The organism is Desulfoconvexum algidum (assembly GCF_055382125.1).
The window spans coordinates 394,446-418,960 of sequence record NZ_AP042394.1; the positions used below are offsets into that span (position 1 = coordinate 394,446).

General features: G+C 41.5%; 26 protein-coding genes. 12 read left to right on the forward strand and 14 right to left on the reverse strand.

Features of this window, described 5'->3' with window-relative positions; translation table 11 throughout:
- Window positions 1–61 precede the first annotated feature (61 nt).
- Both ACZ45G_RS01705 and ACZ45G_RS01710 read left to right on the forward strand, forming a co-directional pair.
- On the forward strand, window positions 62–3,538 hold the full coding sequence (locus ACZ45G_RS01705) for a mechanosensitive ion channel domain-containing protein (protein ID WP_464174889.1): 3,477 nt from the start codon (window positions 62–64) through the stop codon (window positions 3,536–3,538).
- A gap of 171 nt (window positions 3,539–3,709) precedes the next feature.
- Window positions 3,710–3,916 carry an RNA-binding S4 domain-containing protein gene (locus tag ACZ45G_RS01710; RefSeq protein ID WP_464174890.1) on the forward strand — a complete coding sequence of 69 codons (207 nt, stop codon included), beginning with the start codon at window positions 3,710–3,712 and terminating at the stop codon, window positions 3,914–3,916.
- A gap of 45 nt (window positions 3,917–3,961) precedes the next feature.
- Here ACZ45G_RS01710 and ACZ45G_RS01715 read toward each other — a convergent pair whose 3' ends face one another.
- The gene (locus tag ACZ45G_RS01715; RefSeq protein WP_464174891.1) at window positions 3,962–5,209 is read right to left on the reverse strand and encodes a peptidoglycan DD-metalloendopeptidase family protein; all 1,248 of its coding nucleotides are present in this window, start codon (window positions 5,207–5,209) and stop codon (window positions 3,962–3,964) included.
- 689 nt (window positions 5,210–5,898) lie between these two features.
- Entirely contained in the window at window positions 5,899–6,225 is a 327-nt protein-coding gene (locus ACZ45G_RS01720) for a winged helix-turn-helix transcriptional regulator (RefSeq protein WP_464174892.1), read from the reverse strand.
- A 182-nt stretch (window positions 6,226–6,407) separates the two neighbouring features.
- Between ACZ45G_RS01720 and ACZ45G_RS01725 the strand changes: the two genes are divergently transcribed.
- The 3 genes from ACZ45G_RS01725 to ACZ45G_RS01735 are packed head-to-tail and all read left to right on the forward strand — an operon-like array spanning window position 6,408 to window position 9,132.
- On the forward strand, window positions 6,408–7,397 hold the full coding sequence (locus tag ACZ45G_RS01725; protein WP_464174893.1) for a zinc-dependent alcohol dehydrogenase family protein: 990 nt from the start codon (window positions 6,408–6,410) through the stop codon (window positions 7,395–7,397).
- 51 nt (window positions 7,398–7,448) lie between these two features.
- Complete coding sequence (locus tag ACZ45G_RS01730) at window positions 7,449–8,255, forward strand: SDR family NAD(P)-dependent oxidoreductase (protein WP_464174894.1); 807 nt, start codon at window positions 7,449–7,451, stop codon at window positions 8,253–8,255.
- 1 nt (window position 8,256) lies between these two features.
- On the forward strand, window positions 8,257–9,132 hold the full coding sequence (locus ACZ45G_RS01735) for a radical SAM protein (RefSeq protein WP_464174896.1): 876 nt from the start codon (window positions 8,257–8,259) through the stop codon (window positions 9,130–9,132).
- A 168-nt stretch (window positions 9,133–9,300) separates the two neighbouring features.
- On the opposite strand, the gene ACZ45G_RS01740 is transcribed toward ACZ45G_RS01735, so the two are convergent.
- The 4 genes from ACZ45G_RS01740 to ACZ45G_RS01755 all read right to left on the reverse strand — a co-directional run bounded on the left by ACZ45G_RS01740 (window position 9,301) and on the right by ACZ45G_RS01755 (window position 12,118).
- A complete protein-coding gene (locus tag ACZ45G_RS01740) occupies window positions 9,301–9,495 on the reverse strand; it encodes a hypothetical protein (protein ID WP_464174897.1) in 195 nt (64 codons plus the stop codon).
- A gap of 262 nt (window positions 9,496–9,757) precedes the next feature.
- Window positions 9,758–10,387, reverse strand: coding sequence for a flavodoxin family protein (locus tag ACZ45G_RS01745; protein ID WP_464174898.1), 630 nt, complete (start codon window positions 10,385–10,387; stop codon window positions 9,758–9,760).
- A 154-nt stretch (window positions 10,388–10,541) separates the two neighbouring features.
- Window positions 10,542–11,468 (reverse strand): bile acid:sodium symporter family protein, encoded by a 927-nt coding sequence (locus ACZ45G_RS01750; protein WP_464174900.1) that lies wholly within the window; start codon window positions 11,466–11,468, stop codon window positions 10,542–10,544.
- Window positions 11,469–11,500: 32 nt separating this feature from the next.
- Window positions 11,501–12,118, reverse strand: a complete 618-nt coding sequence (locus ACZ45G_RS01755) for a class I SAM-dependent methyltransferase (protein WP_464174901.1) — start codon at window positions 12,116–12,118, stop codon at window positions 11,501–11,503.
- Between the two features lie 238 nt (window positions 12,119–12,356).
- On the opposite strand from ACZ45G_RS01755, the gene ACZ45G_RS01760 reads away from it, so the two are divergent.
- A complete protein-coding gene (locus ACZ45G_RS01760; protein ID WP_464174902.1) occupies window positions 12,357–12,992 on the forward strand; it encodes a flavodoxin family protein in 636 nt (211 codons plus the stop codon).
- 23 nt (window positions 12,993–13,015) lie between these two features.
- Here ACZ45G_RS01760 and ACZ45G_RS01765 read toward each other — a convergent pair whose 3' ends face one another.
- From ACZ45G_RS01765 to ACZ45G_RS01790, 6 genes are all read right to left on the reverse strand, one after another.
- The gene (locus tag ACZ45G_RS01765; RefSeq protein WP_464174904.1) at window positions 13,016–14,077 is read right to left on the reverse strand and encodes a hypothetical protein; all 1,062 of its coding nucleotides are present in this window, start codon (window positions 14,075–14,077) and stop codon (window positions 13,016–13,018) included.
- A 113-nt stretch (window positions 14,078–14,190) separates the two neighbouring features.
- Entirely contained in the window at window positions 14,191–14,781 is a 591-nt protein-coding gene (locus ACZ45G_RS01770) for a DUF2284 domain-containing protein (RefSeq protein ID WP_464174905.1), read from the reverse strand.
- Between the two features lie 91 nt (window positions 14,782–14,872).
- Window positions 14,873–14,965: a 4Fe-4S binding protein gene (locus tag ACZ45G_RS01775; RefSeq protein ID WP_464174906.1), complete on the reverse strand. Its 93-nt coding sequence runs from the start codon at window positions 14,963–14,965 to the stop codon at window positions 14,873–14,875.
- Between the two features lie 77 nt (window positions 14,966–15,042).
- Complete coding sequence (locus ACZ45G_RS01780; RefSeq protein WP_464174907.1) at window positions 15,043–15,558, reverse strand: flavodoxin family protein; 516 nt, start codon at window positions 15,556–15,558, stop codon at window positions 15,043–15,045.
- A 648-nt stretch (window positions 15,559–16,206) separates the two neighbouring features.
- Window positions 16,207–18,894, reverse strand: a complete 2,688-nt coding sequence (locus ACZ45G_RS01785) for a S1 family peptidase (protein ID WP_464174908.1) — start codon at window positions 18,892–18,894, stop codon at window positions 16,207–16,209.
- Window positions 18,887–19,192 (reverse strand): CU044_2847 family protein, encoded by a 306-nt coding sequence (locus ACZ45G_RS01790; RefSeq protein ID WP_464174909.1) that lies wholly within the window; start codon window positions 19,190–19,192, stop codon window positions 18,887–18,889. The genes ACZ45G_RS01785 and ACZ45G_RS01790 overlap by 8 nt, the downstream gene beginning before the upstream one ends.
- Before the next feature lie 644 nt (window positions 19,193–19,836).
- On the opposite strand from ACZ45G_RS01790, the gene ACZ45G_RS01795 reads away from it, so the two are divergent.
- On the forward strand, window positions 19,837–20,109 hold the full coding sequence (locus ACZ45G_RS01795) for a hypothetical protein (protein ID WP_464174910.1): 273 nt from the start codon (window positions 19,837–19,839) through the stop codon (window positions 20,107–20,109).
- A gap of 119 nt (window positions 20,110–20,228) precedes the next feature.
- On the opposite strand, the gene ACZ45G_RS01800 is transcribed toward ACZ45G_RS01795, so the two are convergent.
- Window positions 20,229–20,360 carry a helix-turn-helix domain-containing protein gene (locus ACZ45G_RS01800; protein ID WP_464174912.1) on the reverse strand — a complete coding sequence of 44 codons (132 nt, stop codon included), beginning with the start codon at window positions 20,358–20,360 and terminating at the stop codon, window positions 20,229–20,231.
- A gap of 384 nt (window positions 20,361–20,744) precedes the next feature.
- On the opposite strand from ACZ45G_RS01800, the gene ACZ45G_RS01805 reads away from it, so the two are divergent.
- Together ACZ45G_RS01805 and ACZ45G_RS01810 are read left to right on the forward strand one after the other, a co-directional pair.
- The gene (locus ACZ45G_RS01805; RefSeq protein WP_464174914.1) at window positions 20,745–21,413 is read left to right on the forward strand and encodes a haloacid dehalogenase type II; all 669 of its coding nucleotides are present in this window, start codon (window positions 20,745–20,747) and stop codon (window positions 21,411–21,413) included.
- 19 nt (window positions 21,414–21,432) lie between these two features.
- Entirely contained in the window at window positions 21,433–22,626 is a 1,194-nt protein-coding gene (locus tag ACZ45G_RS01810; RefSeq protein ID WP_464174916.1) for an MFS transporter, read from the forward strand.
- Window positions 22,627–22,724: 98 nt separating this feature from the next.
- Here the strand turns inward: ACZ45G_RS01810 and ACZ45G_RS01815 are convergent, their stop codons facing one another.
- Window positions 22,725–23,297: a TetR/AcrR family transcriptional regulator gene (locus ACZ45G_RS01815; protein ID WP_464174917.1), complete on the reverse strand. Its 573-nt coding sequence runs from the start codon at window positions 23,295–23,297 to the stop codon at window positions 22,725–22,727.
- A gap of 355 nt (window positions 23,298–23,652) precedes the next feature.
- Here ACZ45G_RS01815 and ACZ45G_RS01820 point away from each other — a divergent pair, with 355 nt between their 5' ends.
- From ACZ45G_RS01820 to ACZ45G_RS01830, 3 genes are read left to right on the forward strand one after another with little or no spacing between them, the layout of a single operon-like run.
- Window positions 23,653–23,901 carry a hypothetical protein gene (locus ACZ45G_RS01820; protein ID WP_464174918.1) on the forward strand — a complete coding sequence of 83 codons (249 nt, stop codon included), beginning with the start codon at window positions 23,653–23,655 and terminating at the stop codon, window positions 23,899–23,901.
- Window positions 23,902–23,913: 12 nt separating this feature from the next.
- Window positions 23,914–24,303: a redoxin domain-containing protein gene (locus ACZ45G_RS01825; RefSeq protein WP_464174919.1), complete on the forward strand. Its 390-nt coding sequence runs from the start codon at window positions 23,914–23,916 to the stop codon at window positions 24,301–24,303.
- 6 nt (window positions 24,304–24,309) lie between these two features.
- A complete protein-coding gene (locus ACZ45G_RS01830) occupies window positions 24,310–24,504 on the forward strand; it encodes a hypothetical protein (protein WP_464174920.1) in 195 nt (64 codons plus the stop codon).
- The last annotated feature ends 11 nt before the right edge of the window (window positions 24,505–24,515 follow it).

A 24,515-nucleotide genomic window follows, 5' to 3' on the forward strand; every position in this document is an offset into this window, starting at 1 on the left:
ATCATCAGAAAGTATCCAGGTCTTATTTGTGATGAATCGTAACAACGGAAAGTGACATATCATGTTGGAAAAAAAAATAACACGAATCGGTCTTATCATTCTTGTTTCGATAGCGCAGGCTTTCTTAACGCTGCCGTCAATTTGTGAGCAGCTATCAGCAACGCTTCCTTCAACTGCCAATCAGGCATCACGCTTCTCCATGGAGGAGCTTAAATCCAAACGTATAATGATCGAAGGCATGGGGGATATCGATGGGACTGTAAAAAACAGCAGCCTTGCGCACATTGATCAGGCCATTATTTATTTAGAAATGGCAGACATCAGCAGTCAAAAGGCTGTGGAACTCTCACGATTGATCCGGACAGCTCCTGAGCGGTTAAACCAGTTGGAGGACCAGTTAAAAAGCAGTTTGTCCATGAAAAATGCCCCGAATAATATCCAGGGAACGGGCAAGTTGGCCCTGGAACAACGTGTGCAGCGGACCCAAATAAGACTTGCAGCAGCACAAACCGCATTCAAAGAATGGAGTGACCGCCTGGCATTGGAAAAAAATACCACCCAAGAGCTTCCGGAGCAGATTATACTCAAAACCAGCAGGCTGAAAGAAGTTCAAACTAATTTGGGTCAATTGTCCAATACGGAAAGGACAGATGTGTTCAATCGTACCCGAATAGTTTCTCTTAAAGCCGAACAGGAAAAGCTAACCTCAGAAATAAATTTAAAGGAACAGCGGAAACTAAATTATAATCTTCTTGTGGAGTTGTTCCGGGCGGAACAGGACCTTGCACGCAGATCAGTTGCACACCTCAAAAAACGGTTTCAACAATTAAAGGCCGAGGTTCAGAAACGGCGAGAGCAGGAGGCCTTTCAGGCAAGCGAAGATGCCCGGGACGCAATACTGGACGCTCCCCTTGGGCCCAAGATAGTCCAGGACCAATTTTATATCAACGTACAATTAAGCAAAGAGCTTGAAGCTCTTGTCAGGGATGAGACCCGGTTATCCGAAGAACACAAGGCCCATGAAGCCAGTCTTAAAAATCTGGAGGATGAGTTTGAAACAGCAAAGAAACGGGTGGATCTGGAAATGCTCACCGAGGTTATCGGGTTGGCCCTGCGCACCCAGAGCTTCAATTTGCCGAATGTGGATCAGTATTCGGCTGATTCCAGAGCCCAGTTGATCAGGATTAGTGACATCAGCGAAAGACAGATTGTCCTTGAACGGAATACGAGAGAACTTTCAGCACCCGGGTTTATGGCTGAAACCCTAACCAATTCCCTGGGCAATCTTTCGGATGCTGAGCAGCAGTCACTTGGATTGAAGATTCATGAGCTGCTAACGAATCGTATGGATCTCATCATAAAATTAAAATCCGGGTATGACCGGGTGATCACCCTGATACAGGATATCGAATTCGCCAAAAAGAAACTGGTCAATACCGCAGAAAGTTTCGAGGAACTTCTGGAGCGCCATCTGATCTGGATCCCCAGTTCGAAACCGATCCAAATAGATTATTTTCAAAAACTGAACCGCTCTTTGGAATTGTTTTTCAGTTATGACTACTGGGGCAGAGTAGTAAAGGATACTGGCCGGTCATTCCACCACAATCCGTTCTCCTGGTTCATCGGTCTGCTCATGACTACCTTTTTATTTGCCAGTCAAAGATGGACCGTTAAAAAAATGAAAATGGCGGCAGGAAGCATTGATGAGCAGCATGAAGATACTTTTTTAGTGACGATCAAAACCGTGGGACTGACATTGTTTCTGTCTGTTTGCTGGCCTTTTCTACTGGCTTTACCGGCAATTCAATTATCAAACCTACCCGGAGCTGATCGGAACAGTCAAGCCTTTGCCAGTGGTCTGATTTATGCTGCCATGGTTCTTTTCTTTTGGATCTTTCTTTATCATATCTGTCGCTGTGAAGGCCTGGCCCGGGCACATTTCCAATGGCCGGAGTCTGTTCGGAAAACCCTGAAGTGGAATTTAACCTGGCTGATCCCCATCGAAACCATATCTGCATTTCTTGTGGCGACCATGAAAAGCTTTCCTGATTATGAATTTAGCGACCATATTGCTACATTGGCCATTTTGATTCAGTCCCTGGCCATATCCCTGTTCTTTGCACGCACCCTTAGATTTAAAAAAGGCATCACAGCCTTATTGATTGAAAAAACCCCCCAAAGCCTGCTGTGTCGCTTGAGGTACCTCTGGTATCCCTTTGTCGTGCTTTTCCCCCTCTTTATTCTATGGCTGGCCTTAAACGGATATTATTACTCTTCACTTGAACTGCGTTTTCTGGTCAACAAAACCTTTGCGATATCTGTATGGGTGTTTCTCCTCTACGCCCTTGCCCTGAGAGCTTTGAAACTGGCCCGTCGAGGGGTTGTTGCAAAAAAAACAATTGAGAGCAAGGCACTGCATGAAAAAACAAGTTCACTCGGTGAACGTGTTGGGAGTGAAAACGACGGTTCCAGGCCTGCAATGATTGCGCCCACTGTAAAAATGAATGAAATTGATGCACATACTCGTTCCATTCTGAAACTGGTTGTCTTCATCATTCTCCTGACGTGTCTTTGGCACATATGGGATTCGTTTTTTCCGGCATTCCATATTTTACAGGATATCCATTTCTGGAGTTATAACACCGTGGTGAATGGTGTTGAAAAAACCGTCGCTATCACACTGGGGAACCTTGTCATGGGGGGTGGCATGGTCTTTGTAACCTTTGTTGCCGTCCGTAATTTACCCGGCCTGGTGGAAATAATTCTGCTGAACCGTTTACAGATGGATCCCGGTGCCCGCTACGCCAGCTTCACTGTCTGCAGATATGCTATAACCGCCCTGGGTGTTTTAATTGCATTAAACGCCATCGGCATCCGCTGGTCCAATCTGCAATGGTTGGCTGCGGCACTCTCCGTGGGACTTGGTTTCGGTTTGCAGGAAATCGTTGCCAACTTTATCTGCGGCCTGATTGTGTTGTTTGAAAGACCTTTCCGGTTGGGGGACACGGTTACCATCGGCGAAGTAGATGGTACGGTGACCCGGATTCAGATCCGGGCAACCACCATCCTAGACTGGGATAGAAAAGAGCTTATTGTCCCCAACAAAGAATTTATAACCGGTCGGCTCATCAACTGGACCCTGTCCGATCAGGTCCTCCGTATAAAGGTGCCGGTGGGCCTGGTTTATGGGGCTGATACGGATCTGGCGGAACAGCTTATGATGAAGGCCGTTCAAAGCAATCCTCTAATACTCAAGACCCCTGAACCAAGTATCTTATTTCTCGGGTTCGGTGACAATTCCCTTGATTATGAAGCCCGGGTTTTTATCAAAGACATCGAAGACTGGACAAAGATGCGCCATAAATTACTTAAGACAATTGACAGTGAGTTCAGAAAAGCAGGGATTATAATCGCATTTCCCCAGCAAGATGTACATGTGGATCTCAACAAACCCCTTGATATCCGTATGGTTTCGAAAAAATCCACCAGGTCTGAACCCGTCAACCTGTCATTTGAAACAAAAGAAGAACCATCTTAAACCGGCGGAAATGATGCTTTGGCAGATTTTTATTTGCCAGCCTTCGTGGCATTATTGGTTGGCCGGATTTTTTACTATTTAGAAGTGTTTCTCAGCAGCAGGTATAAAAAACAATCTCTATGATCCCTTACGGAATGCCTTGATGGACAAAGGAATACCGGTGTTTGCCGTGTGCGACAAGGCCATTGCCGCGCTGTCCCTCTATGTTCAGGGGCGGCTTCGGGCCGATGCCATCAGAAGCGGTGGGAAGCCAAGCACTTTGTTGGCGATGGGCTTGTGACCGTGAACGGTCGGGTGGAAACCCGGAAGCGCAATAAAATTTATGCCGGGGATGTGATCGGGTTTAACGGGAACTTCCTTCAAATTGAGTGTGAATAGGGAAAGCAGGAAAAATTTCAGGTATCCCTTCCTATACAGACAGGCCTATACGGATTCCTTGTTTGGAGAATCCTGTTTATGGGCCGCTATCATTCTTTGGGATAGTTTCTGTGCTTTTGCCAGAAATTGTTCCATTTCAAGGGGATTGACCGGGGTTGCCGAGGGGGCATTGTAGGTGAGGGGGTCCAGCAATTTGCCATTTTTCTTTATGCCAAAGCACAGATGGGGCCCTGTGGCCAATCCTGTCATCCCCACATGCCCGATGATCTCTCCTTGCAGAACCCTTTTATTCTTTTTCATGCCCTTGGCAAATTTGCTCATATGGTAATACCGGGTGACGTATCCATTACAATGACGGATAATGACATAGTTTCCCCTGGTCTTGCTGTATCCGATTCCCGTGATGATACCGTCTCCAACGGTTTTTATGGGGGTTCCCATTGGGGCGGCATAATCCACTCCCGGGTGGGCACGAACCGTGTGTAATATGGGATGCAACCTTTTGGCGGTAAATTTGGAGGAGATTCGAGAAAATGCAAGGGGTGCCTTTAGAAATGCTTTTTGAAGAGAGTTCCCTTTTCCGTCATAGTATCCTGACACGCCATTTGAATTTTTATGTAAAAAAGCGTCAAAACGGTTGCCCTTATTGATAAAAACGGCAGCCTGTATCTTTCCATAACCCGCGAGCTTTCCTTCCTGGTATCTTTTTTCCACAAGGACCTTGAATCGGTCACCGGGTTGAATGTCCCTGATAAAATCAATATCCCAGGCAAAGATATCAGATAGTTTCCAGGCAAGTTCGCTTCGCTCTCCTGATTTTCTGACGGCTTCAAACAAGCTGTAGTCAATTGTGGCAACAACCATTTCAAGACTTACATCATAATCGATTGGGATCTGGTTGATGGAAAAACCCTGGTTTCCCTTTTGAATGACCAATTTGTTTTCTCGGTCTATCTCATATTCAAATCCGGTCAGGTTCCCTTCCTGCAAAATGATTTTGTAGCAGTGACCCTTGTTGATACGGCGCAATGAAAAGATATCCGCGCTTTGCCTGTCCAGGGCATATATGGTTTTCAGGGGAAGATAATTATTGAGCAGGGAAGAGATCGTATCTCCCTTTTTAACGGTTCCTTTTACAATTTGAATATCCGGCAGTTCAACAGGGGGGACAGAGAGTTCGTTTGTTGAAGGGGCGGGCAATTTTATTGAATGGGAAGCCAGAACACTGGAAACTGTGGGTGTTAAAAAAATACTGAAAAAAAAGAGAAAAGCAACACACCTTTTTGTAAACATATTCTGGGTTTCTCCTAATATAAAGGATTAAGCAAGATTCAAGCAAAATTGTCTGGCACCATATATTAAATAATGGTGTTATACAAAGAGATTTTTCAACTTTTATGCCAGCCGGCCATGTTGGTGGAAAATAATCCTATCCGGTTATGGGGGCGGTGGTCTTAGACATCAGGTACCAAAAGCCCTATTCAATTGATTGATTAAATATAATTAAAAAATGGTTTTATATGATTAGAACCGGTGGGAAACCTAGCTAAAAACCATCGAGTACATTTTTTTCGATGACGCGGCCGCTTTCCTGCTGTGATTAAGGGAAGCGACGTATCGGGGTTCAAGGTTAAGGGCCTTGACCTGATCCTTCAGTGATTCTCGATGATTGATTACATGGTCGGCACCCATTCTTTTTACCCATTCCATGGTATCCGGACGGGACGCAGTGGCAATCACGGTTGCTATGTCAATAACGGTTGCTATGTCAAAAATACCTTTGCATTGTTGTTTAAATCCGCCAATGTGATACCGTCATCCTTAATATCCTGCAGCGCCTTCGATAAGGCCTGATTCACTCAGCTTTTTCAGATCCTCAAACATGGTTTTCTGGATGTCTTCCGGAATCTGGGACAGTCTTTGTGTTTTAAATGTGGATAGTTGTTCTTTAAGGGACATGATATTGTGGTTTGGGAATCCGTTTACATTTTGAAATGTTTTATTCCCCAGTCGCGCATCATCAGCAAGACGCTTCTTAAGCTTTCTCCAATTTTTGTAAGCGAGTATTCCACCTTGGGGGGAACCTGGGCATATACTTTACGATTGATAATGCCGTCACTTTCCAGTTCGCGGAGTTGTTTTGTCAGCATACGCTGAGTGATCCCCGGCATGACCTTTTTCAGTTCTCCGAACCGGTATGTTTTTTCAAGCAGATGATACAGGATAATTCCTTTCCATTTTCCGCCGATCAGTTCTAATGTTGCCTCAACCGGGCACCCTTTGTTGCAATCATATGTGTCGTGACCCATTGATTTTCCTCTTTAGTATACTTTTTGATACTACATGATTAAATAGTGCCTACTTGATGTGAATGTGTTTACGTTTTATATTGCATGCTGTCAACAAAAAAGAAGGTATAATACATTCTGTATTAGATGAATGAAGTTTTTTATTACAGCAACTGACAGATAAATAAAGGAGTAAAAATTTTATGAAAGCAATGATTCTTAATGAATATGGTGAAAACGCCCAATTCCAATTAACCCAGTTACCCCAGCCTTCTGTAAAGGCTGGACATGTGGTCCTACGAGTCGCCGCAACCAGTGTGAACACGGTTGACACAATGATCCGTCAACTGGGACAGGAAAACCTGCCGCTTTCACCTGATCTGCCCGCAGTGCTTGGTATGGACTTTGCCGGTACCGTAGACGCTATTGGTGAGGGGGTAACCAACTTTGCTCCGGGTGATGAAGTCTATGGCTGCGCAGGGGGGCTTGCAGATCTGCAAGGCACACTTGCAGAGTACATGCTGGCCGATGCCAGATTGATTGCCCACAAACCCAAATCCCTTTCGATGCGCGAGGCTGCAGCGCTGCCTCTGGTAGGTATTACCGCCTATGAAGGTTTGCAAAGAGCGAATATTCACGCCGATCAGAAAGTTTTGGTTCACGGCGGTGCGGGCGGCGTGGGACATGTTGCCGTGCAATTGGCCAGACACTTTGGGGCTGACGTCTATGCAACATGCAGTGGCGGCAAGAAGATGGGTATCATTGAGCAATATGGTGCCACAGCCATTGACTATCGAACTGAGAAGGTCTCGGATTATGTCACAAAGTATACCGATGGCGCAGGTTTCGAAGTCATTTTCGATTCTGTTGGCGGGGCCAATCTGACCGCTTCCTTTGAAGCAGCCGCACTGAATGGGAGTGTCGCCACAACCGTATCAATGTTGGAACTGGATCTGACGCCGGCTCACCTTAAAGGCTTGTCAATCCATGTTGTCTTTATGTTGATTCCTATGCTGCATAACTACAAGCGGGAAGAACACGGTAAAATTTTGGCCAAGCTTAGTGATATTGTAGACGCCGGTGCACTGCAGCCACTGCTGGATGAAAAACGGTTTGGCCTCATGGAGGTCGGGGACGCATACGACCGTCTGACCAGCGGACAAGCTATTGGTAAGGTGGTTGTAGAAATTTAGTCCGTTGCCGAGGTTGTACACATTAATACGTTTTGAATCAGGAGACAAAAAATGCAAAAGACCATTTTAATAACAGGCAGCACAGATGGTATTGGAAAACTTGCCGCAATAAAACTGGCCGGTGATGGTCATGCCGTTTATGTGCATGGGCGAGATTCTGAAAAACTTCATTCAGTAATATCTGAAATAAAATCTATAACAAAAAACGAAAACGTTGATGGATTTACAGCGGATTTCTCAGACTTAGATGCCGTAAAACAAATGGCGGATCAAATAAATAAGGATCTGCCGAAAATTGATATCCTCATCAATAATGCAGGAGTTTTTAAAAGCCCTGAATCCCATGATAAACAAGGTTTGGATATACGGTTTCTTGTGAACTATTTAGCGCCATATTTCCTTACCGGCAATTTGATACCTTTGCTCAATAATGGGATAGATCCCCGTATAATAAATTTAAGCTCGGCAGCACAATCTTGTGTATCCCATGACGCATTATCGGGAAAAGCAAATTTATCCCAGGCAGAGGCTTATGCACAAAGCAAACTGGCATTAACCATGTGGAGTTTTCATCTGGCCCAAGCGATGCCAGGCATTGCTGTAATTGCCGTAAATCCCGGGTCATTGCTTAATACAAAAATGGCAGCAGAAGCCTATGGACAATATTGGTCTTCCGCCGATAAAGGTGCTGATATTTTGTATGATCTGGCAGTCTCAGAAGTGTATAAGGGTATTACGGGAAAATATTTTGATAATGATAAGGAAAGTTTCGGGCCTGCCCATCCGGATGCTTACTCCAAAACAGACATTGATAAACTTATCCACATAACCCAGAACTTGCTTTCGATAGAGAGGTAAAATGAAATATACAGGACCGACATATCGACCGCCGTATGAGGCCAAAAGTTTACTGCTTCAGGTTACAGTGGGGTGTACACATAACAAATGCACATTTTGCACAATGTACAAAGATGTCAAATTTTCAATGGAATCTATTGAGCAGATAGAAAAAGATCTGCAGGAAGCAAATGAGATTTATGGGGATGTTAAAAGAGTGTTTCTGGTGAATGGCGATGCCTTTGTTTTATCTGCCCGGCGTTTAAAACCAATTGCAAAATTAATAATTAAATATTTTCCTGGTGTTGAAGTTATCACCATGTATGCATCGATCAATAACATCAAAAGTAAGACAGACCAGGAACTTGAAGAACTGCGTAACTTGAGAATCAATGACCTGTGGATTGGGACTGAAACAGGGCATGAAGAAACCCTTGAATATATGAATAAAGGATTCAGCCTCAAGGATTCTTATGAGCAGTTGGGAAGGTTGAACAAAGTTGGGATAAGACACATTGATATCCTTATATTCGGCGGTGCCGGCAGAGGAAAAGGGATCGAAAATGCAATCGCCAACGCAAAATTGATGAATGCGGCAAAACCCATGGGGATCTCAATAACAACCATGGGCACTTTTGGTGACAGCCAGCTGACAAAAGATGTTGAAATGGGTAAATTCGTTCCTGCAACTGAACTGGAAGTTTTGGAGGAGCAAAAAAAATTTATTGAACTTATAATAGTTGATACCGCTTACTTAGGTATCCATGGGATTAACACGGTTACGTTTGATGCAACGCTTCCAAAGGATAGAGAAGATGCGATTAAAATGGTGGATAATGCCATGGAAAAACTGGACGATGAATTTTTAAATAGTGTACCGGAACGTCATTCAATTTAGATTGGATGTTGCGCAGGCTACCGACAAGGTTCTGCTGACCGCATGCGCCAAGGGTTAAGAGAGGGGTTGCCCTGGCTTCCCTGGGTTCAGTATAGTTGATGGCAGCGTTTTTACAGATTCATCCAAGTATCACGCCAGTACACCTTGAATTTCCCTGATGTTCTAACCTTATTGACTGATGGCAACCAGGGATACCCCTATATTTTTTTCCAGCAGTTGAATTTTAGCCAACTTTTCTTCTTCCAAAGTGGCTGGTGGTACATCATGACAGGAAAAAGCCAATACTGTAACACCTAAATCGGATTCCAGTGATCGGATTTGATCAAGATCATTGTCGTTTAGTTTGGTAAGGTTACAAAGCATGATTGTTCTCCTTTCGCTATTGTTAAAATATGTGTGATGGGAGAAATAGAATATCGTGTTTCAATCAAAAAAAATGCTGATTCATTCACTTTCATTAACCATAATATAACACCATACCAAATGCAAATCAAAAAATAATATTTCCCAAAAATAGAAAAGCGACTAAATCTTGGGTTGATTTTTTAATTTGCTCGGGTCGTAGCTAAGCTCATACAAAAAACAGCAGGGAAAACTGCTTAATGTATATTCAAGGTTTTTATTTTTATATAGTGGCGTTTATCGCATGCGCCGCATTTTCACACTTAATAATTGATTCGGGTTGTTCATCAAATCTTGGTGGTAACATATCGGGAGTGATTTTATCGACAATTCCATTGTTTTTTACGACATTACCGTCCACACAGTCCTTACTGTATTTGCAGGTATAACATTGAGAAAATGCACCCACTAAAAACTTTGATACAACAGGCATCTTGTTCATTACCATAAAGTGATCAACTATTTTTAATACCTGGCTGTTTTCTTCATCAGCAGAATAGCCGGTGGAAAAAATAATAGCGGGTTTATCTTTTAACAAAAATGCGCTTTGATGACGGAAACAAAAACATCGTTCTAACAGGCAATGGGATAATCCATTCGGTACGTCATAATAATTTGGTATTCCAAATACGATTGCCTCAGCTTCTACCATTGCTTGCGCTATTTTGGGAAAATCATCGTTAACTTTGCATTGGTTATCTTTGGTACAGCCAAGGCAGCTTATACAACCACCGATATGCTTTCCCGCAAGAGAGATATATTTTGTTTCTCCTTCACAGTCCTCAAGTATTTTTTTTACAGCATGTGCTGTAATTCCCTTTGGTCTGGGGCTGCCGGAAATTCCTAAAATCATAATTTATTTACCCCTTTTTTAAATTTTATCAGAACTGATTTGTACGATACGACCCTGGAAATAAATAGTCTACCTGTTCACGGATTATTTCTCAATATTTTTTATCACCGCTGAGTCGGTTGATCATCTGCTTTATTTTTTGGGCTTCAATAGTTTAAGCCATTTGGGTCAAGATTGGTAAAGTGCTGCGTTTTGAAAGAACCGAATAAAAGATTACAAATCCATACAGGGGAATAAAATAAAAGGCACTCAAGGTAGCTGCCAGAGGTTGGTCGATTTGAATGGCCAGGGCAATAATCACTACATTATTCAACCAGACCTGGCTTCCGGATGATGCCATTTTATCCGGCCAATGTTTTTTCCTTTCAAATAACCAACCGATGCCGGCAAGAAGAACAGCCAGGCCGATTGAAAAAATGGCACAATACAGGATTTGTTCCGGATTTGCCTTTAAATAGGGGACATACCGCCCCAATGCACCAAAATTGATTGCAGCAATCACCACCAGTGAAAGGGGATATCCCATACGGTTAACCCTATCCAGCAGATGCGGGGATATGGCCCTGAATCCAAATGCAGCAACCAGGGGAACAAAGATGATCATGGTAAGAAAGATTGCCATTGCCAATAAATCATAATCCAGTGTGCTTTGGGCCAGCAGATTGACAATAAAGGGCAGGCTGACGGGAACAATCAGGCTGCTTATAATGGCCATGACCAGGCAGTATGAAATGTTACCTTTGCACAATGAGGTGAAAAACGGTGATGATACGCCCGTGGATACGCCGGCCAGCAGCAGAATCGGAAGGGACAGCGGCGGATAAATCATCAAGGTGACATAATAGGCAATACAGGGGGTGATAAACAACCGAAGCACCAGACCCAAAATCAGTCCGGTTCGGTTTGATAACATGGCATTGCCCACATCCTTCGGAGAAATTTTAATAAAGGATAAAAAGAGCATGCTCATCATCAGATATTTTATGTAAGGAGAGATCTTTTCAGATATATGGGGGAAAAATACCCCCGAAAGAAGAGATCCATAGAGAACGATAATCAATATATAATCTTTGCTGCCCATTTTTTTCCTTTCAAACGTAAGTTTCCCACCGATTACTCCGGGACGGCGATCCCTTTGTAGTTGAAGCTTAGCAATTTCATCGGGCTGCTATAGCCGGCATCAAGGGTTACAATTTTAAAACCGCTTTCTTTTATCAGTTCGGGGATGTGCCGGTTTAAATGGCACCCCCCGCTGATTTTTGTCCAGGGCCGATTCAGCCTGTTTTGCCATTTGGCAATATGGTCATCCGGTGATTTGCCATGTTCGCAAAAAATCAATTTACCGCTGGATTTTAACACCCGTTTCATTTCTTTCAAGGCCTTAGAAATATCAGGGATGGAACATAAGGTGTATGTCACCAGTACCGTATCAACACAATGATTCTCCAAAGGGATTTCTTCTCCGGACAATCCTATGAAATTGACTTCAAAGGCAAGTTCAAGGGCTTTTTTTTCAGCCATTTCCCTGAGTTGCGCCATGGGTTCCAATCCCATCACCAGATCTATTTTGGACGGATCATAAAAAGGCAGGTTGAGTCCCGATCCCATACCGATTTCCAGGGTTATTCCTTCGGCCATGGGTACCAATTGTCTGCGTATCCTGCCAATATCATCCTGAGAACAGACACAATTGATCAGTTTCGGCAGGATATATTTATTGTAAAATTTCATGTGTAGAGTATAAGCAGTTTTTAAATTTTATCAAAATTGATTTGATACGACCCTGGAGACAAATATTTTGCCGTCATCATTACGCGCTGCCAAAAAGAAACCTGGCAGGCAATTATTTTTTCCTTCCTGCAGAGCTGGCCGATACCATTGAAATGTAAACAGAACACGAATTTGCCGGAATAGCACAAATTGTGGTATTGATAAGGTTGATTATAATCACAAAAAAAGGAGAATAAAAATGAAAGTTGTCGGATTTAATGGCAGCCCGAATAAAAAGGGGAATACAGCCGGTTCAATGAACATGGTTTTTGAAGAACTGGAAAATGCCGGTATTGAGACGGAGATGATCCATGTCGGCAAAAAAAAGATACAAGGATGCATTGCCTGTCACGGCTGTGTAAAAAACCAAAATGAAGCGTGTACCATCGAAGATGATCCGGTTAATGAATGGATTCAGAAGATGAAAGAGGCCGACGGCATTCTGTTTGGATCCCCTGTCCATTTTTCCGGTGTTGCAGGGACCATGAAATCTTTCCTTGACAGGGCTTTTTTCGTTTCTTCGGTTAACGGCGGCCTGTTTCGGCACAAAGTCGGCGCTGGGGTTGCCGCTGTCAGACGATCCGGAGGAATCCCCGCAGTTGACACCCTTAATCATTATATCAATTACTCCGAGATGATCATGCCCTCGTCAAACTACTGGAATGTGGCCCATGGCCTTGCCCCAGGGGAAATGGAGCAGGATGGTGAAGGCAAACAGATCATGGCGGTTCTCGGTAAAAACATGGCATGGATCATGAAAATTATCGAACACGGAAAAGAACAATTTCCCGCCCCTGAGCCGGTTGCCAAAACCATGACCAATTTTATCCGATAATTTTGTGGATTTCAACGGTTACATCAAGGATTTGTGTACCGGTTGAATTGAATTGATTTTTTGTGGGTAGTTGAATCAAGGATTTGTTTACAATGCTCACAATGAGAGCACTCTTTTGTGCAATTTGTCAATGTGTTGACATCATGCTTTGAAATTTTTTTGTTGTCCACAAAAAAATGGTCCGCCATCCAATTCATGGCGTCCAGAAGATCCAGGAGGTTTCCCCCATAGGATCCTTGGATGTAGGCTGAGACGGTGTTTTTAAGAAAGTCTGCGCCAAGGGTCCTGCCCGATATTTTGATGGTATCAACCAGGGAAGAATAGTCGTCGATATCCTCCGGCCTGATGAACGGTGACTTGAACAGTTGCTCTGGATTGTTGAGCAACACCTTCATACACCCCCACTCCCGGTTAATCTCATGCCCCCGTTCCCGGACAAGTCTGGTGTTGCTCAGCGATATCTGGGCATCGTGGGCCGGCTTGAACGGGCAATGAAAGAGGCATCCCTCGTTGGCAAGGAGTTCAAGCCTCAGCTCCGGATACTCCTTTTTCAGTTGGATCACAAGGGTTTCAAGGGCTTTGGGGTTCCGGTTCAATGACCTGTCCAGGACAAGTTTTGACGGCGGTTTGAACGCGGTTTGGTCAACCAGTTCCAGGTAGGCCCGGGCCTTGTCCATGGAGTCTATCATGCAATTGATGCCGGGAACCGCCTCAAGCGCCCCAAGGGCGTTTCCTCCATGGCTTGAGAGGGCATTTAGAAAATAAGCATCGCAAAAGACAATTCCGTCAAGGCTGGCGACCTCCATGAGTATCTCAAGATTTTCCATGATCCCGGTCAAAAACAGGGGGTCAAAGTAGAGGTCGGGTGCCATGAACCGTGTGTTCAACAGACAATAGCTATGGGGAACCAAAAGCTCATTGAGCTGTTGGGCAAGTCTTTTGGTGTCAACCTGCTTAAACCTGAGCCTTGAATCGAGCACAGGTCCCTGGTGGAGTCCAAAGTGAACCGAGTCGATCCGGTCTCTGTGGCGCTGTATAAAATGGGTGTACTCCCTGTCCGGGATGTAGGGGATATCAAATTTCATGGCGGTTATTTACCCCCCTCCATTGAACGAACACGCAGCCCACAAGATACACTTTTAGCATACCGTCTTCCCCCTTTTTGCATTGCTTTTTGAAATAGTCATGATTTACATTTTCAGGCAAGCAGGACGAGGCCTGCTACCCAGCTGCTAGACTGCTTGTCTGCCGCATCTGATTCTTCCGCTTTTTGACCTTGCCACCCGCAGGACGCCATCAATTTCGTGACATCGATACCAAATCCGGACATGGACGGGCGGGCAGACTCAATATGACGGCAGGGTCCATTTTCCGTCAGCACACAGCAATTTGCCTGATCCTCACAAAACAACTCTTTACAGGATCCTCCGGCAAAGGCTTTTGACTTTTTAAAACCCGTTTCAATGGCTTTTTGTTCTACCCCGGCCACTATCTGATGAAGCAGCCGCATCACACCGTTTCGTTCATTGGAAAACATGACCGATGTGGGTAATTCTATTTTCACTACAATGGAATAACGGCTCAGCGCCTGCCACTTTCTAAATTGACCAGGGCCTTTTACATGGGGGGGACAACTTGCACCAAGACCAAAATTCGGGCAGGTATACTCTCCGTTGCATAGCGCTGCCAGGTCATCCTTTACCTGAATCTCCCCGGACGCTATAACCTTACAGGAGCTTGCCCCAAGTTTCAACGCTTCCTCGGTTAAGTGCCCATACTGTTTTTGCATATCAACATATTTTCCATTTTTCATATCCATCATACCGTTTAATTTTCACAACGCGTCATCCCATTACTTCAATCCGCCAGTCCCGCAAAGGTTAGAAAATAGAGTCAAACCGGCATTCATCAAAACAACTCATACATTTAACACATTTTTCTTTATCAATGATAGCAACTTTCTTTTTTGACACGGGGTCTTTGAATAAAAGCCTTTCAACAGGCCTGTTGTTTATGATCTGATCGATATACGAAATTTCGGCGTTTTTTTTTATGCAAAGAGCGCTTTAACAAATGCTTTGGCCTTGTCCACATCTTCCTGGTTCGGCCGGCCGGTCATCTGTTTGATCATTTCCGCCCACTGATCATCATCCATATTCAATTTTTTTTGCACCAGCGCGTGCATGGCTTCACCCAGAAAACCCTGGCAGTCAAAACACCCCTTGAATTCGATACCTTTTTCTTTGCATGCAGCTTTCATGGGTTCTGCAAAGGCGTCCATATCCTGGTCCGGGTAGGCAGGGGCCATATGGGTAATAAACCCGGCCATCTGCTGACCGGAAGTTGCCTTGAGAACACCCAAACATTCTTTTACCGGTGCTGCCAGGCTTCCTGAGTGCAGGGGTGAGCCCATGAAAATGCAATCGTATTCGGCGACCATATCCGGGGTGAGTTCTTCAAGTTTTTTCAAGTCGGCATCACTGGCCTTTGCTGCTTCCTCGCAGATGGCTTTGGCTATTTTTTCTGTGTTGCCGCTCTGGCTGAAATAAGTTACCAATACTTTCATGATCTATTCTCCTTTTAATTGATTAATGATTTTTTGCACCACTTCGATTCTCAATATATGAAAGTTCCATTTATCCGTCTGTAGCATCTGCTACATTGTCACGAATAATTATTTTTTTCCCCGGCCATGTGCATATAAAAATTGCCTAAGTTCAGGGTCAGCAGCATGGGAATTAACTCCCCGTAGGAACCGGCATATCTTGCATATTTGAACGGCCCTTTTGTCAGATGGGGCAATTGGTAAGACAATTAACCGAATCATTGTACTTACAGAATTAATACATTTGGCATACCATATATTGTGGTTTGAAAGTTATAGAAGAAAAGAGCATTTGTAGAAAGTCTACCCCCCTTTTTGAATTTTGAAAAGGGTTGGCTATTAATAATAGTCTGGGGTTTTAGATTCAGTATTTGGGGAGAAAAATCATAGCATAGTCAGCAGTTCCAGTGGATAGCCTTTCGCCTAAATAAATATTGTTAAGAATCTAAATCAAAAAATATTTTATTGGAATGTTAAATAATGATAGTTTGGAAAAATTTCAGAGACATCTTGCATCCGCTAGTTTTAATTTAATAGTGAAAGAGTAATTCTCTGCGTACAGAAACAAAGGTATATTCGTCCCTAATATATTTTTAGATAATTTCATAATTAAATTTTAACATCTCTCTCAGGTAATATATCATCAGAAATTCTATTAATTGCTTTTAAGCTAATTTTTTTCACACCATAATCATGTTTTGCAACTGTCATTTTAATAAGTTTTTTTAGTTGGCTTAATGATTCCCTCGTTGCAAAACTAAATTGATATTCTGCCATTAAAGTCGTATATATATCATAAAGGTAAAAGGAATTTTTATTTTCATATTTAATATAACTTTCAATATATTTATCCCATCCTATTGGCCGCTTAGTGATTATTAATAAATTCAATTCATGTCTTCTAAGTTTGTTTTTTTCATTATCTATATGTTTGTATAATAATGTTTTCATTTTTTTTGAAAACAAATCATCTTTATACCAACCTACAACATTAGTTGGTAGAACTTGAATAATACTATTAAATTTATTTTCTGTTGATCCTTCAAAATCATCAGCATTTAAAGTAAATGAAGCACCGTCTACCGTTGCATGTCCTTTTTCTGCTAAAATAGGTGCCATAACTATTAGCACTTTAGTAATTTGCTCCCAGCTACGTAAAATTGCTTCTAACAATTCATGCCGAATTATTGGGGCTGAATAATCGCTATTTCTAAGTGCTTTTGCTCCAGCTTGAACACTTTTCAGTAGACGTAATAAAGAATATTCTTCAAGTATTGTGTGGATACTCTGTGTCAATGGACGAGCTCTATTATAGGAACTATCAGCATATTGATCTTTTATTGTATCTGGTAGCTTTGAGTTCAAAACGCCATCAGCAACTTCACTATGCATTTGCTCTATGGTATCCTTTGATGGATTCCACTGCGCTAGTTCATAGATATCAAATTCAGACGGTAATCCACATTTTTTTTGTACTTTATTGCAAGTATCACTTATATCATTTATAAGTATTTTTAATGCATCATCTCGTCGACGATCAATCCCAGTATAAAATTCGATTAATTCTGGATAAGAAATATAATGCATATCTTCAAAAATAAAATTCGCAAAATCTGAATTATGATGCATACGGTGAGCAGCAAAATACAAAATCCAATAATTAAACTTAAAACAAAAAAATTGACCTCTCATAGTAATAATATTGTTTGCGTATAAAACATCAAAAATGACATCAACATCTAAATCTATTTCACAATCCACACAAAACGCTTTTAATCTTTTTAAGAATCCTTCCCTTGTAAAAGAATAATTATTTTCCCTAAGCATTTTTTCACAAAAATAGCCGAGAATGTATTCTGTATCTTTTAAGTCTGGTCGAGCCTTATATCTAGGAATTTGATCAACATTAAAGAGAAGAAATAAAACTCTCCTTATCATTTCCGTTCTATTTACAGGGCTATCATCAAATTCAAATTCAGATATTTTTAGTATCGTAAGACAGTTTAGCGGTGTTCTCGGTATATTTAAGACTTCTAAATCTGCGATTACTTTTTCGACAACAGTATTCTCAATTCCAATGTAACATGAATCATTATATTTATTAACAACTATTCTGACACCATGTCTAGGCAATGCCCATAAATGTAATTTATCAAAATTTCTATTTCTCGGAAATTCAATTTTCTCATTTAAAAGAGGATTTTCTACAAATGTCGTCATCAAAATAATAGGCAATTCTTTATATAAGTCACTTACTATATCAAGAACTTTTTCAGCCTCATTAATATTAACTGAAAACTGATCCAAAACGACACATTCAATATCTTCCATTGAGAGGCCATAAGATTTTATTTTTTTTTGAACAAGCTTTTCAATCGTATTTTTGTGTGGTTTTAATTCGTTTGAATCAAGATATAACCAGAAAGAAGGTGTTTCATGAATCCAGGCTTCTTTAATGAAATAATGAGCCAGGCAAGTCAAGCCAAACTGTGGTCTGGCTTGAATTATAAAAGATTTGGGTGTGTCTATAATATCTGAAATATTAACTTTTGTATCGTTACCATTATGAAGAATTGAATCTTCATTCTTAGTATGTAGCTTGGGTTCTACCCATATTTTAGGTTGCGTTGAAAATGATGTTAAAGATTTTTCTATATTTTTCTCAAATTGTTTTTCAAGAAAAATATAACTTTCTTTATCAATTTTTGTAAAAAGTCCTTTTTTCATCGCTTCTGTTGAAACTGTTGTAATATCTGGAAATTTGTGAATTTCAAGAAGATGCTTCGAACTAATTGCATAATTCGTATTATCACCAACTTCGATATTTACAACACCTATCACTTTATTTGAAGTCTGACATATAACTGGTGAACCACTATACCCTCGGGAAATGGGTTCAGTTGGATATAATTTAATAGCATCTATTTTTAAATCTGATTTTTTTGTTATCTCAATACCAGTTTTAATCTTAATATTAGTAATTGATTCTCTTTTCGGATCGTTCAAAAGTTTAGAATAACCTATCACTTGAACTGTTTGAACCGATTTGTCATCTATAATTGGAAGGGGTTCTTTATCTATATTTTCGACATATAAAATAGCCAAATCCAAGCCCTCAGAATAACTATTTTTTAGTATTGAAGGCTTTTTACCTTCAATTAAAATTGTTTCTCCACAGTCATTCACTACATGCCCACAAGTAGCTACAAATATACCTTTATGATCTTTGTCAACAACGAATCCAGTACCAAGGCAGGTTTTACTCTCATTCGTAATTTGAAGGATAGAATTATGCATCAGTTGGCCTCAAGGTCATTTCTACCTGAATATTTGCCCCAGCGGTACTTTTTGCTAAAATGAAATTTCCTTCAACTCCAATTTTTATACCTATAGTAACTTTTGCTGATTCTATACTAATATTTTTATACAATTCTTTGAAAGTACTACCAACGGGTTGCATTACTTTTGTTAAAAGTGGTTGAATTTTATCAATTGAAGAATCTACAACACTGTTATTTGAAATTTCATGAGCTTGATTCTGGTCAACCTCAACTTCTATTTCGAGATCATCATTTAATTTAATTATTTTTATCATTTTATTCCCATTTCAATTGGCAAGTTAATATCTGATTATCAATCAATTATCAATTATTTTCGGTATTTAAATTGCTGTTTTTTAACAAAAACTATCAAATTACTAATTATTCAGTAGCACTATTTAATGATCAGTGCAAAGAAATTCCAAACTCTGCAGCTTAGTGGTATACAATTATTCAAAAAATTTTTAATATATAGAATATAATTTTTTTATAAAGGGTCTATTACTAGCTATAGAGCTGGGTATCCAGGATTCAAAAGATCCTGCGGACTATCCCTGTTAGTCAAATATTTATTTAAACTTATCGAAACCAAAAAATAGAGCTTTTTTCGAATTTCAAAAGTCAAAAATCCTTGCATAATAGTAAGCTGATTCTTTAGCCGTTTTTCGATGGATATTCCTTGTATCCAAGAATCTGTATTTCCCCAAAATGCTGTTGCAATTCATTCAGCAATCAGAGTACTCTTCAATCAAATTAATTTTCGATCACAAAGGCTCATTAGAAAGCCATTTCTGATTCTTGGACAGATTGAACATGGAACTGGATTAAAAATTCTACCGGGAATTGGAATGCACATTAATTATTTAAAGAATAACCCTCCGTTCACATATGAACTAAACCGTAACAGGATAAAAATCAAATGCCCCAAAAACAGAAAATTGTCCAGGTAAAACTCAAAGATGGTTCTATATCAAAGGGAATTGCAACAGGTAACAATGCCGCATGGTTATGCGTTTGCGGACGTATGGAACCGCTGTTAGGCAAATCAGGGGTATTGGATGGCGGTTCAGGGCTCCATGTTCAATGCCCTGACTGCAAACGGACATATTTAGTGATGCCGGATGGAAATGATCTCGCCCTTGTATTAAAAGTTGTAGAAGTCGGAACCAGTCAAAAAGGGGAAAATGAATAAATTTTCAGTTGTTCTATTGCGCTTGATAGTGCTGGCAGATTTGAAATAAGCTTAACAAATATCCGTGAAATTCTTTTCTCGGGTAACTGTGATTTATATTTTCTGTGTGAATTACGGGCCTAGGAAATGTTAAGTTTTTTCATTCTCCCCCGCAGGGACCCCGGGTTGATCCCGAGCATTTCCGCGGCTGCGTTCTTACCTTCTACCTTTCCCTTTGTACGGTCAAGGGTCCTTTGAATATGATCTGCCATTGGATCAGGAGACCTGCAGTGGGTCGGCAATAATGTGGGTGGACTGTCTGAAAAAGAAACGGCATTCCTGTATTCACGCCTGGAATGTGAGGCCTGGTAAGCCTGTTTGCGGCACCAGTTGCAAACATGGGAAGCTGCCTTAAAAAAAAATGTGGTTTTTTCTATTATTGTAACCGTTGCTACAGAATTTTCTTTTTAATTTTGCAATAGTACATATTATTCCCAACGCACAATATGCTTTAAAAAGGAAGATGCGGATACAGGGTCGGAAATGACATTGGTTAAACATGCCTTTACTGGCGGTATTCAGGCCAGAAAAAGGATCGAGTTTTAATGATGAATTTTCTTGGGGGGTTTTAAACCAAATCCAAAGGAGGATTAGTTATGATAAAGGCTGTTTTTTTTGACATGAACGAGACATTGTTGAATTTGAGTTTACTAAAAGAGAATTTTGAAAAACATTTTGATGACGACTACGTACTGAAATATTGGTTTGTCAAACTCTTACACACATCTACAATAACAGGTGTGATGAATGAATACAGGAACTTTGGGGAACTTGCAGGCGTTGTACTGGAAAATCTTTTTTATGAAAACGGCAAAGTGTTGACCAAGGAAATAAAAACCGAAATCCTGGGTTCTTTCAGAAATTTGCCCGCATATGGGGATGTGCCCAAAGCACTTGACCTTTTGAATCAAAACAAAATCAGAACCATTGCCGTATCAAATTCCTCATTGGAGATGATAAAAGAGCAGCTTACCAATGCAGGCATCATTGATTTGTTTCATTCATATTACTCTGTGGATGCCGTTAAAAAATATAAACCCTTTAAAGAAATCTATCTATATGCCGCCCGCATGGAAAAGATATCCCCAGAAGATGTTGTTATGGTGGCCACCCATGACTGGGATTTGTTCGGGGCAAAAAAAGCCGGATTTAAAACAGCCTATATTGAACGTAAAAGGGAAATATTCAATCCTTTCTACCTCCAACCGGATATAAATAAAACCGATTTAGTAGAATTGGCCCAGGAAATAATCAACATCCACTGATTTTAATCGGAGTGGACCATTGAAAAGTACAAATAATGAAAGAATGCTGCTGGTGTTGGGATTAATGGCTTTTCTGGCCAATGGCGATAATTATGCTGCGGCATCTTTGATCACCAGTATGGCTAAGGATTTGAATCTCACGGTAAGTGCTGCGGCATCCTCGGTAACCGCTTATATGCTCTCATTCGGGGCTTTTACTTTGCTGTTCGGTCCTCTGTCCGACAGGTTCGGCAAGGTGAAAATCATTAACATGGCCGCCGTCGGGACAGCAATATTCAGTATTCTGGGGGCCTTTGCCTTTAACCTGCCTTCTTTGATTTTTTTCAGGGCCATGAACGGCCTTTTCGGTGCCGGGATTTTTCCCGTTACCATGGCATTGATGGGGGAAAGCTTTGACAATGAAAACCGGCAGAGGGCCATCGGGAAAATAATGGGATTCATGTTTCTCGGGGCTGCCAGCGCCACGGTCATCGGCGGGACTATTGCATATCTTTCGTCATGGCGGTTTGTATATGCCATTTATGGAATCGTTGAGCTCATACTGGCCATTGTTATGTTAAAGATCTTAAAAAGGGATAAACCGGTAACCGATAAACTGAATCTTTTTTCATCCTATGGGGCCGCACTGACCAATTACAGGTTTATGAGACTGACAACACTCATCTTTTTTATGGGATTTACAGTTTTCGGCTGCTTTACCTATTCAGGGATTTTAATTCAGGAGTCCACAGGGTTAAATGTTCTTCTGGTGGGGCTGATGCTCTCTTTGTTCGGGCTGGGTACAGTGTTCGGCGGACGGATGGCGCCAAAACTTCGACTGAAAATGAAGAAAGGGTTTCTGGTTTCAGCCGCAATCCTTGGATATGTTTCACTTTTTGCTCTGTCTTCTCATCACCATATATTGATCCTGTCTCTGGGACTTTTGGGGTTTGGGTTTTCCTTTGTTCTTTTGCAGTCCACCCTGATTGCAACGGCCCAGGAAAAGCTTCCCGGCATGACCGGGACTGCCATGTCCGTTGTAAGTTTTAATTTTTTTCTGGGCGGTGCTCTGGGGACATGGGTCAACGGTATGGTTATGAAAAAATATGGTATAGAACAAATATTTTACCATACCTCATACATGATGCTCACAGTGGGGATTGTTGCAGGCATATTCATTTCCCGGTTTGAAATGAGAAAAAGACAAGGGGCTTTTTGTGTACAGGGGAACTAATGAAAAAAACGCCCTGATTCCCAGAGAACTGATTTGCGCACTGGCCTTTGAACAGGGCGTCTTCTTTTTGGGACCGAAAAAATTGTAAGAATTTCACTTTACTCGGCCTGATCCCAGGGCAGCCAGGGCAGGCCCTGCTTTAATCCTTCCTGCATGCGAAGGGCAGAACCGTTTTGATAGCCATACACTCTTAACCCGAAAATATGCAGCATCAGGCTGGTGGCACGAGGCTTACTTACTTCGGTGCCGAATTCTTTTTCAAGATAGCTTTCATAAAGGGCTTCAATGGTCCCTAATTTTTCAGAAGCCAATTCATAAAGCTTGTTCCCCTGGGCAGCCAGTTCAAGCTGGGTTTTAATCAAAAAACAACTGCAATAATCTTTCTGGGTTGATTCTTGAACATATTTTTCAAGAATCATGCAGATTCCTTGGCCTGCACTTGGCGCCGTATCCAGTATTCTGCGTATTTGCCCAAGTCCTTTCTGGGCATAATTTTCCAAAGCTTCCCGGAACAGGCCTTCTTTATTTCCAAAGGCGTGGTAAATGGAGCCCGGCTTCAGACCGGTGGTTTTCACGACCTGCTGCATGGAAGAAGCGCTATAGCCGTTTTTCCAAAAAAGTTGGATGGATTTATCAATAACATCATTTCTATCAAATAGGTTTTTTGCCATATAGGAGCCTCGGTTTTCCTTATTTCCATTTCTTAAATTACACATATTCTAACATCATTATTATAATTTACAAGATTATTTTGATCGATCGTTCAAAAAGTTGTTGACAGCAATGCTTTTGTGCTTTATTTTGAACGTACATTCAAAATAGGATTGTTTATAAGAAATAATTACAAAAGAAGGATCATGGAAACAAAAAACAAACTTACCATACTGTGGACCAATGACAATGTGATTACATCGGAAAAAATGGTCTTTATGTATGGGATATAAATATCACCATATAAATATCAGGCAGACGTTGAAACGTCCGTTGCAAAAAGAATTCTCATCCCAACAAACAGTGGAGGTCAGCATGAAGTTAAAAGAAAAACTCAGCGCAATGAAACAGGAGTCCATAGCGACCAAACCGCCAGAATTAATAGGCCCTCTGCTCCAGGAGACCGAAAATCTGGTAAAATCCGGCATTGCCGATAAAGCCCTCAAAGCAGGGGATGCGCTACCTGAGTTTATACTGCCTGATGTACAGGGCAATATGGTAAGCTCCAAGGTGCTCCTTGAAAAAGGTCCCCTGGCAATAAGTTTTTACAGGGGTGTATGGTGACCTTACTGCAATGTGGAGCTGGCAGCTTTGCAGGCGGTCTATGACCGGATTCAGGAAATCGGCGGTTCTCTGGTTTCTGTTTGTCCCCAGTTAACTAAATACTCCAAACAAGTGGTGAAAAAAAACGGGCTAACGTTTCCAGTAGTGACGGATCAGGACAACAAATACGCTGCCCAACTAAACTTGGATTTTATCCTTCCTGAAAAACTTAAGCAAATATATAAAACTCTGGGCATTGATCTTGAACGGTTCAACGGCAACGACTCCTGGGTATTGCCTATGGCAGCAAGGTATATTGTGGACAGCAGCGGCATTATCAGACATGCCGAAGTGAACGTCGATCACACGCTCCGGCCGGAACCAGAAGAAATTATAGACGTTATAAAATCATTGAACGGATAAGGCTGATTGCAATGGCTGAACCTGCCTGGTCAGCCATTGCTTTTTGATATTTTTTCCCAAAGGCTTTCCAATCCGAGTCATTTTTACATCTATACCACCATGTTCCTATGGGCGTTTTTGCAGAAAAATGCCAGGTTTGGAATGGGAGCCATCTGTATTGGCGGTGGCGAGGCCACTGCCATGATTATTGAAAAAATTTAAGTCCAAATTAT

What these genes read in the sequence shown, in the direction of transcription:
- ACZ45G_RS01820 (WP_464174918.1), top strand. Translation starts at nt 23,653, where the DNA reads ATGAAGTTAAAAGAAAAACTCAGCGCAATGAAACAGGAGTCCATAGCG.
- ACZ45G_RS01735 (WP_464174896.1), top strand. Translation starts at nt 8,257, where the DNA reads ATGAAATATACAGGACCGACATATCGACCGCCGTATGAGGCCAAAAGT.
- ACZ45G_RS01705 (WP_464174889.1), top strand. Translation starts at nt 62, where the DNA reads ATGTTGGAAAAAAAAATAACACGAATCGGTCTTATCATTCTTGTTTCG.
- ACZ45G_RS01780 (WP_464174907.1), bottom strand. Translation starts at nt 15,558, where the DNA reads ATGAAAGTATTGGTAACTTATTTCAGCCAGAGCGGCAACACAGAAAAA.
- ACZ45G_RS01785 (WP_464174908.1), bottom strand. Translation starts at nt 18,894, where the DNA reads ATGCATAATTCTATCCTTCAAATTACGAATGAGAGTAAAACCTGCCTT.
- ACZ45G_RS01760 (WP_464174902.1), top strand. Translation starts at nt 12,357, where the DNA reads ATGAAAGTTGTCGGATTTAATGGCAGCCCGAATAAAAAGGGGAATACA.
- ACZ45G_RS01765 (WP_464174904.1), bottom strand. Translation starts at nt 14,077, where the DNA reads ATGAAATTTGATATCCCCTACATCCCGGACAGGGAGTACACCCATTTT.
- ACZ45G_RS01815 (WP_464174917.1), bottom strand. Translation starts at nt 23,297, where the DNA reads ATGGCAAAAAACCTATTTGATAGAAATGATGTTATTGATAAATCCATC.
- ACZ45G_RS01720 (WP_464174892.1), bottom strand. Translation starts at nt 6,225, where the DNA reads ATGGGTCACGACACATATGATTGCAACAAAGGGTGCCCGGTTGAGGCA.
- ACZ45G_RS01795 (WP_464174910.1), top strand. Translation starts at nt 19,837, where the DNA reads ATGCCCCAAAAACAGAAAATTGTCCAGGTAAAACTCAAAGATGGTTCT.
- ACZ45G_RS01730 (WP_464174894.1), top strand. Translation starts at nt 7,449, where the DNA reads ATGCAAAAGACCATTTTAATAACAGGCAGCACAGATGGTATTGGAAAA.
- ACZ45G_RS01805 (WP_464174914.1), top strand. Translation starts at nt 20,745, where the DNA reads ATGATAAAGGCTGTTTTTTTTGACATGAACGAGACATTGTTGAATTTG.
- ACZ45G_RS01740 (WP_464174897.1), bottom strand. Translation starts at nt 9,495, where the DNA reads ATGCTTTGTAACCTTACCAAACTAAACGACAATGATCTTGATCAAATC.
- ACZ45G_RS01800 (WP_464174912.1), bottom strand. Translation starts at nt 20,360, where the DNA reads ATGGCAGATCATATTCAAAGGACCCTTGACCGTACAAAGGGAAAGGTA.
- ACZ45G_RS01790 (WP_464174909.1), bottom strand. Translation starts at nt 19,192, where the DNA reads ATGATAAAAATAATTAAATTAAATGATGATCTCGAAATAGAAGTTGAG.
- ACZ45G_RS01725 (WP_464174893.1), top strand. Translation starts at nt 6,408, where the DNA reads ATGAAAGCAATGATTCTTAATGAATATGGTGAAAACGCCCAATTCCAA.
- ACZ45G_RS01770 (WP_464174905.1), bottom strand. Translation starts at nt 14,781, where the DNA reads ATGCAAAAACAGTATGGGCACTTAACCGAGGAAGCGTTGAAACTTGGG.
- ACZ45G_RS01755 (WP_464174901.1), bottom strand. Translation starts at nt 12,118, where the DNA reads ATGAAATTTTACAATAAATATATCCTGCCGAAACTGATCAATTGTGTC.
- ACZ45G_RS01745 (WP_464174898.1), bottom strand. Translation starts at nt 10,387, where the DNA reads ATGATTTTAGGAATTTCCGGCAGCCCCAGACCAAAGGGAATTACAGCA.
- ACZ45G_RS01715 (WP_464174891.1), bottom strand. Translation starts at nt 5,209, where the DNA reads ATGTTTACAAAAAGGTGTGTTGCTTTTCTCTTTTTTTTCAGTATTTTT.
- ACZ45G_RS01750 (WP_464174900.1), bottom strand. Translation starts at nt 11,468, where the DNA reads ATGGGCAGCAAAGATTATATATTGATTATCGTTCTCTATGGATCTCTT.